This window comes from Candidatus Methylarchaceae archaeon HK02M2 (assembly GCA_024256165.1).
Taxonomy (GTDB): domain Archaea; phylum Thermoproteota; class Nitrososphaeria; order Nitrososphaerales; family JACAEJ01; genus HK02M2.
The window spans coordinates 1-8,030 of record JAKLZG010000044.1; the positions used below are offsets into that span (position 1 = coordinate 1).

Genomic DNA, 8,030 nt, shown 5'->3' on the forward strand with positions numbered 1-8,030 from the left:
AGGGTTTGATGAGTTGCACTCTTGTGATAAGATGCCCTGGACTAAGTGAATTGACAAGATTGGGAAGAAGTACGGGTCTACTAGCGTGGGGTAGAGGAGAAGAAGGTTCAATAGACGCTATTCCTAAATCTAAAGGAGAACTACTCATTGCGATTATCAGGGAAGGTATGAAAAAAGCAAAAACACCACAAGCACCTGTACAGGCAGTCAGTATAGCAGATGAAATAAAGAAATTGGCAGAATTAAGGGATGCAGGCATAATTACAGATGTAGAATTCGAAGAAAAAAAGAAAATTTTGCTCGCTAAGATCTAACCAATGATGGTATTTTAAAATATAATTTAAACGTGACTTTGTTTAAATTATATATGAATGAGATTGAAGATTATAAAGAGTTCAAGCTCAAGCCTGTTTTTAATTTTTCTATTATAGTTAACTATACTTTTTAATTTAATTTAATTTAATTTAATCATTTACACAATATCTTTGTCTCTACCTAGACGTTTTGCCAACTTCCCTTTGAGTTCAATATCGATATCGAAATCCTCTGGTCTTAATCTATCTACAGTCAATCTTTTAACAGTTAACCCACACATATTGCCTGAGATCAGCTTACCTCTTATACATTGAATATATGCACAACGCTTAACATCACAATAGTCGTTAGCAAAACTACACCAAGGCTTTGATTTTTTTATCTGTAATGCTCGGCGACCACATCTAAAAAATGCACATGCAGGAGAACAGGCTTTTGTTGTTAACATCTCCTACGCCCACATATATAATATATTTATATCAAAAATTAAAATTTTTCGCTTTTATAAGGTAACAATTATGCCCTCCACCAATCGAAAGATAGGAAATTTACCTTATCCTGATCAACTTCAACAACAGCCAAAATGAACTGCTTTCTAACAGTTGTGGCCAGTCTTCCTGATAAAACTATGCTCGTTGCCGTAATGTCTTCATCTGGCTTCACAACTTGAACAAGGTAGGGGGCATGGTCTATACCTGGTCCATGTTCGTAAACTGCAAAATCACATCCAAACTTTATTCCAGGCGTTACTACATAATTAGCTTCTCTTAATTTCTTATAAACAAAAAACTTCTGTTCGAAGTCCACATACTCTTTATTACAGATTTTTTCAATATTTTTTAAAGAGACCTTTCTTTTCTTACCACTTTTATAGACTGATATTTTACCAATTTTTAGTAGATAGTATCCTTCTATCAGATCTAAGATCAAAGGAGCGTCAAAATCAATTCCCTTGGGTTTTGATATCCCTATAGGTTTGCCATAGAAACCTTCATTAAAGAGCTCCCTAGACTCATCAAGGTCCCATATAACTATCCTATTTTCTAATAACTCTCCTAAAGGCTTCTTTAATGCCTTTGGCATTCCATGATCACTTATAAACTCAAAGCAAGAATTGTAATAGAGTCTGAAGCTCTTAAACACTCATCAGACATATCTTCAATCCTCTCAATCATATCCATGAGGACAATCAAATCTTTGATAGAATTGACCCTATTCAATATTCTAGTAGATATTTCCCTGTATTTATTATCGATCTGACGCTCTAATTTTCCTACGTTACTAACTAATTCAATAGATTGGTTTGGATTTATTATTAATGATCGCACTACTTCGCCAAGCTTTTGTACAATTTCAATTGCCATATCGATCAAATCCTTGATTTCGTCGGATAAATTATGATCTTGCATTACTTTACCGCTTATCTGTGAAGCTCTAAAAGCAGCTCCACTTATAAACTGCACTACACTCTCTATAGCATATGCCACCCTTAGAACGTCTTCACGACTCATAATCATTGTCCCTATCTCGGCCAATTCTCTTGTAAGAGTCCTTCTTATGGCTTCAACTTCTATCTCAGCGTTTTCAATACTTTTAACAGCTTCATTTAAAGTCTCGGTGTCATTATTCAATAAAGCAGAATAGATTGTGGAAAGCGCCCTAGCTGCATCCACAATTAATTTTACTTCATCTTGAAGAATGACTAATGTTTTTCGTCTTACTAATACCTCTGCCTCGCCGCTAAACATGGACATTAATTATATAACCTTCATCCTAGATTAATCTTACTAAGGTTAAAAGTTCAAAAATTAGTTATTTTTAACATACAAATATATTAAAAAAAGATAAGTAATTCGATAATTTGTAATAAAAAATAACATTATGTTATAGATATATATTTCTTGAATTATAAGCTCTTTCTTGAAGTCTGTAGTACCCTATAATCGGTGTATTTTTACATTCTAATAATCTAATTCAATATACTTTAAGACGAAATAATAAAAGCTGTTTGAGCATAAACCTTTGCGCATCCTAATACATCAGAGACATCAACACGTTCATCATAAACATGGCACGCTTCTTCATAGCCGGGTCCATAAGAAACTACTGGAATCTTCAAGGTAGATCTAAGATAATGCGCATCGGTTGTAGCAGTCATACATGTAGTTGGTGTTTTTTCTTTAAAAATCGATCGGCTTACTTTTCGTAACACTCTGATAAGATTACTTCCCAGTGGGGTGAAAGAAGGTGGAGCATAATTAATATAATCGATCTCACCTTCACCAACTATCCTTTCAATAATTTTTTCTGCTTCAGCTCTACTCCCTCCTAATGGTATTCTTAAATCAAGTTCTAATTCACAATTATCTGCTACGATGTTGACTTTTTCCCCTCCCTTAATCATACCGACATTCAATGTATAATGATCCATTGCATAATGAGGCTTCAAATGCTTTTTATCCTTATAACTTTCCATAAGGGTCTTTTTACCCCATTTCACAAGTTCCTTAGCATTGTAAGGTGTGTTAACTTTATCCAATATAGAACCTTTCAATTTTGAGAGGGTTTTGACTGCATGAATTATCGAATTATCTCCAAGCATAGGTCTGCTTCCATGATGGGGGGTACCAGAAAATCTTACTTTTGACCATAAAACTCCTCTTTCTCCAGCTACAATGACATGGCCTATTTTATGGTACGTCGAACTTTCTCCTATGATCATCATTTTTCCTTCAATCAATCGATTTTGTACCACCCAACGTGAACCATACTGCCCTCCTGTCTCTTCATCACAAAATAATGCTATGATGATCTTTTTATTCAATTTTTTCTCAAACTTGGAGATAGCTTTTACAGCTGTAAGAATACCAGCTACCCCTCCTTTCATGTCAGTGGCACCTCTGCCTAAAATACGCCCCTCGGTTACTTTGCCTGAAAATGGATCAAAGGTCCATCTATCTAAATCTCCTATAGGTACTGTATCGATATGTCCACAAAGTATCAGCTCACAATCACCACTCCCTATTTCAGCTATAATATTTACATGCCCTTCTATCGGCTCGATACGTTTAGTGTTCAACCCTATATCTTTAAGATAATCCTCAACAAGATTAGCTATATCTGATGTATCCCCTGGAGGGTTCTCGCTCCTTGTTCTAATTAAAGACGAAGCAAGCTTTAAGAGCTCTTTCTTCAAAGATTCTACTTCATCCGATAAATATGATAATTTTTTCATAAACATTAAAAAGTCAAAATTCTATTGAGATATAAATTCCTTTAGACCTCGTCCCAATAAATGTAGATTTCCGACATTTACACGTTCTAAATGCTTCTTGGCTGCTTTATAACTACTCAAAGCTTGCTTTAATGGAGTTATTGGCAAATCCTTCATTAAATAATCTGGGTGGAATACCAAAAGACTGTAGGGAATTTTTTCATCTAGACTTGATATAAAATTCGCTATATCCTCAACTTCATCTGCATCTACATATCCTGGGACCATCAGAGTGGTGGCTGTAAGGACAGGTGGATCATCTCTTAATATACTGAATTCTCGAGCTATCATCTCAAAATTCTGATAAGCTTTTTTATTGGATACACCGCTTAGTGCATAACTCATATTTTCATCGAAGCATTTTAGATCGAACTTGATGTTGCCGCCACTTTTAAATGCAATTTCAGCTGCTTTTCTAACCAAATTTGGATGACCACAGCCATTCCATTCGAAGCATATGCGAAGAATTCTCCCCTCTGGTAAGAGTTCAAGAATTCTCTTTGAAGCTCGAAGTGCAAAAGGAAGTTGAGGCTCTGGAGAACCTCCAAAAAAGCACCAACATGTAATTTTAGTATTATGTAGTGTGCGTTCAACAAGGTCATCGATACCATGAGAAGGTGCTAAATCGACATCTTTGTGGGATGAGTTTTGGCAGAATGCGCAATCAAAGTTGCACCCATAAAAGAATACCGCGAGATTATAATAGCCTATTTCAGGGCCATCACAAGCTGTAAAATTTGGATATCCTGATGTAGTTCCACCTGGACAGAACCATGAAGCACAACAATTGGTAACATGAGAATCTAGATAAGCATTATATAGTCCCTTATTTGGAGTTGCGTTACTTATCAACTTTCCTGATACATTCTTTCTAAGACCGCAGTAACTCAATTCGCCTAACCCAATTCTGCATTCATTAGCACATAAATTACATGGTATTCCTGATGGTGATTTGGGTATTTTCCCAGGTAAGCCAAAAGACTTTCTAATAGTCTCATGGTCACTCAAGGAGATTTTTACTGCTTCATTAGGACTTTCTTGTATACAAGATCGACAGATTTTTATTGCCTTTGATACAAATCGGGAAGATTTGTTACATATTCTACAAACTTGATCTTTATTGGTAAAGTCGGTATTTGGGCACATTATAAATTATTTGATTTTCCTATTGAAAAATATTCTCAAGTAATTTTATAATAGGTTATAAATTACTTGAGTTGCAATAGTTACTAACCATAAATAGGACCCACTGTATTTGTGTGAGTCCATTATATTTGTTGGTGAACTACTTCTACTTCTTACCTACAATTATTTCGATTGTAGAGACGTTCCTCATATCCTCACCCATACCTAATTCTTCTGTATCTATGGTTATGTTTTTGATCGCAAAAGCTTCGTTACCTAGTCGTTTAGTAACGATTTCTGCCACATCAACAGCCCTAGAAATGGCCATCCCTCGAGCCTTCACGATTATTTCATCACTGTGTGTGAGTTGGATCAAAGCCGACATAGCATAGCTCATAACAGGTTTCTTTCCAACGTATATGTGATTTGAGGGAGCCCTTCTCTCAGGCACTCTCTCTTGAGCAGCTGGTGTTTCAGGAGATGTTTTTTCTGTTGTTTCAGGTTCTGCTGGTGAATCACTCGGAGCGTCACTGGAGTTATTACTTGACATATTCGATTCGCCGAGAAAAAGAAGAGAGAGTCATATTTAAACTTAATTTTAATTATCAAGCTGTCATGAAATTATTAGCAGAACTCTCTTCATGGTATCTGATATAATAATGGAACACCGTCTTCACCAGTTGTTATTATGAGAACATCTATATCTGATGAAATTTCTCGCACTGCTTCAACCCATAAATAGAGTTGAGCAATTTCCTCTGAAGACGTTATACCAGCCGATTCAATGATCATACTTATAGCTTCTCTAGTACCTTCAGCAATTATAATCTTTGCTTCTGAAAGTCCTTCTGCTTCTATTATTGCTTGTTGAGCCGTTGCATTTGCAAGGACTAGTATCCTATCCTTTTCAAATTCTGCTTGTATTTTCTCTTGCTCTGCAACGAGTTTTGCTTCTATGGCGGTAGTGTATTTGTCAGGTAACCCGATGTTTCTTAGTTCAAATTCGAATCCAGTTATTGAGTTCCCCAAACTTTTTTCCTCATTTAGTTTTTGTAAGACTGCGTCTTGCATAACCTGAGCGATCAGGTCCCTTTGTTCTATTGTCTCAATTGCAGCGTAGTCTTTACTTATGAATCTTATTGTCTGGCGAACTATTGAGACTATGGTTCTTTCTTTCCAATTGAGACTGGGGTAGTTTAGATACAATTCACGAATTTGATCCGGATCTAGTCTCCACCTAATCATTATATCCAAGTCCATTTCAAGCTGGTCTTTACTGAAACTTTTAACACCGGGATAATCAGCAAACGGATCTTCCCCTGTGCCCCACATTCCCAAAGAATCAACAGCATAATAGATATCTACAGCAGTAACCCAAGGAGCCTTAACAGCCCACGTAGGTCCAAGAATAGGATCAGAGACGTTCTTTGTCAAAGGGTCCACCAATACAACAGAATGACCGACTGGAACATTCACGAACATTGTAAAGAAAAATAGTACAGCAAAGATTATGCCAAATATTATCAATAAGACAGGCAATGCTCTTAAGATGTTTGTCAATCTCGGACGAGCTTCTTCTTCATCATACATGATTTAATTACCTCACTTTTGGAGACTTTAAGAGTTTAACCTACTCTCAGGTTCCAAAGCCCCGCTTTCCGACTGGTTACGGAAAGAAACAGGCTTAATATTTTTCATTAAGTATAATATTTTTTCTCTCTTAATTGTCACGTCATCTATCAAGTGAATTCATGATGTTAAAACTCTATCTATTGTGTTTTGTTTTCATCTTATGTCTATCAAGATACCGACTTTCTTGCTTGTTACGAGTTCTATCATCAATTTATTTATGTTATTGAAATTACACAACATGATACACCTTTTTTCTAGCATCGCGGAGCGTGGATTTTCTTCTAACCAATCCCTTCTCTATAAGAAGGGAGAGTGCCAATCTTGTAGTCCTGTCAGGGAGCATGGTCCTCTTAACAAGGTCTCTCTGAGTCAATGATCCCTCATACTCCAATGTTTTTAAGATAAGTTTGGCACTGGGAGGCATTTTAAATAAATCTTCAGCAAGCCTGATCTTTTTGGCCATCTTCTCCATAGCTTTAGAGCTTTCTGACGGTCTTAGGAACCTTGCAGGTTCAGGGAACTTGTAGACTTCGACACTCTCCTTTGCTCTAACCCTATAGGTTCCATCGACTATCACCTCACATCTGTGACTACTGCTTATCTCACTGACCTTTATACAGGATTCATTTGAGATTATCAAAGGGCGTCGGGTTACATCAAGAGAATTCACAGAAACTATTGCAAATACTTCGGCGTTATGAAGAACCATGGGTCCCCCGGCTGACATAGAATATGCAGTGGAACCTGTTGGAGTAGAAATAATAACACCATCGCTATAATCCCTCCAAACTAGCTCTTTGTCAACGGTTAACACATATTCAATAAGAGTTGCACTTTTTGATGAAAAGATGGCAACTTCATTTAAGGTTGGTGGTAGCTGTTTACCATCCACGATCACATTCAACCTTGCAGCCTCTTCTATCCAATACTTACCGTCTATTACTTTTTCAAAGGCTTCTTGAAAGTCTTGGATAACAACTTCTGTAAGAAAACTACCTTCATTAGAATCGTTGACGCCCATTAGAGGTACATTTAACTTACCTATTCTATGAAAAGTCTGCAATACATCTTTATCCCCACCGACAACAATTACAAGTTCTGATTTCTCTAAGTCTTTAGGTAATATATCGTGAACTAGTCTATATTGAACTTTGTATTCGTCAAGTGCTTTTTTAATCTGATTAATTGCACCTTCTAAGACTTTTGTATAGACTATAACTTTCATCTACTAAACAGCAAATTCCATTTAATTATAAACTTATACTTCTTTATTTTTGTATTTTATCAAAAAGGATAATGACTTAATCTAAACGATCTCCCCTGGGCTACCACCCTGTACTGTTCGATATACCGCTTTTGTACTTGCTCGGAGTTCCAAAATGATCGCTTGTTTTAAGGCGTGATTCAAGACTTCGATCTGCCTATATCTTTTTCTTCTTCCACTTTTCTAATTGCTTCATCCAAAATTCTTATTTTTTCAGGGCTTGCAGAATCCACAAATTCGTATATCCTCTTTCTTTTTTTAATTTCTTCAATCCGTTTCTTTCTTCTTTCTGACACGATGTAAATAGGATATACTCTCCATACCTGTCTCAGCATTAAGGCTGTCTTGTCTATTGTCTTATCAACAAGTCCTTCATTGCATAATTCTTTCAAATAATCCGAAAGCTTCTGCCTTGAGATG

General features: G+C 36.3%; 10 protein-coding genes. 1 reads left to right on the forward strand and 9 read right to left on the reverse strand.

Annotated features, from left to right (window positions below; genetic code table 11):
- Positions 1-314 (forward strand): SHOCT domain-containing protein (locus tag L6N96_03600; GenBank protein ID MCP8323243.1); only part of this gene is annotated, 314 nt, incomplete at its 5' end.
- A 158-nt stretch (positions 315-472) separates the two neighbouring features.
- On the opposite strand, the gene L6N96_03605 is transcribed toward L6N96_03600, so the two are convergent.
- The 9 genes from L6N96_03605 to L6N96_03645 form a co-directional block, all read right to left on the reverse strand.
- Positions 473-763: a hypothetical protein gene (locus tag L6N96_03605; protein ID MCP8323244.1), complete on the reverse strand. Its 291-nt coding sequence runs from the start codon at positions 761-763 to the stop codon at positions 473-475.
- Between the two features lie 68 nt (positions 764-831).
- The gene (gene endA / locus L6N96_03610) at positions 832-1,398 is read right to left on the reverse strand and encodes a tRNA-intron lyase (GenBank protein ID MCP8323245.1); all 567 of its coding nucleotides are present in this window, start codon (positions 1,396-1,398) and stop codon (positions 832-834) included.
- 11 nt (positions 1,399-1,409) lie between these two features.
- Positions 1,410-2,069, reverse strand: a complete 660-nt coding sequence (locus L6N96_03615; GenBank protein MCP8323246.1) for a DUF47 family protein — start codon at positions 2,067-2,069, stop codon at positions 1,410-1,412.
- A 230-nt stretch (positions 2,070-2,299) separates the two neighbouring features.
- Positions 2,300-3,511 (reverse strand): ArgE/DapE family deacylase, encoded by a 1,212-nt coding sequence (locus L6N96_03620; protein ID MCP8323247.1) that lies wholly within the window; start codon positions 3,509-3,511, stop codon positions 2,300-2,302.
- Between the two features lie 60 nt (positions 3,512-3,571).
- A complete protein-coding gene (locus L6N96_03625; GenBank protein MCP8323248.1) occupies positions 3,572-4,735 on the reverse strand; it encodes a radical SAM protein in 1,164 nt (387 codons plus the stop codon).
- 145 nt (positions 4,736-4,880) lie between these two features.
- Complete coding sequence (gene albA, locus L6N96_03630; GenBank protein MCP8323249.1) at positions 4,881-5,264, reverse strand: DNA-binding protein Alba; 384 nt, start codon at positions 5,262-5,264, stop codon at positions 4,881-4,883.
- Positions 5,265-5,353: 89 nt separating this feature from the next.
- Positions 5,354-6,304, reverse strand: a complete 951-nt coding sequence (locus tag L6N96_03635) for a hypothetical protein (protein MCP8323250.1) — start codon at positions 6,302-6,304, stop codon at positions 5,354-5,356.
- Positions 6,305-6,575: 271 nt separating this feature from the next.
- On the reverse strand, positions 6,576-7,571 hold the full coding sequence (locus L6N96_03640; protein MCP8323251.1) for an NAD(+)/NADH kinase: 996 nt from the start codon (positions 7,569-7,571) through the stop codon (positions 6,576-6,578).
- A gap of 179 nt (positions 7,572-7,750) precedes the next feature.
- A partial coding sequence (locus L6N96_03645; protein MCP8323252.1) for a hypothetical protein occupies positions 7,751-8,030 on the reverse strand: 280 nt, incomplete at its 5' end.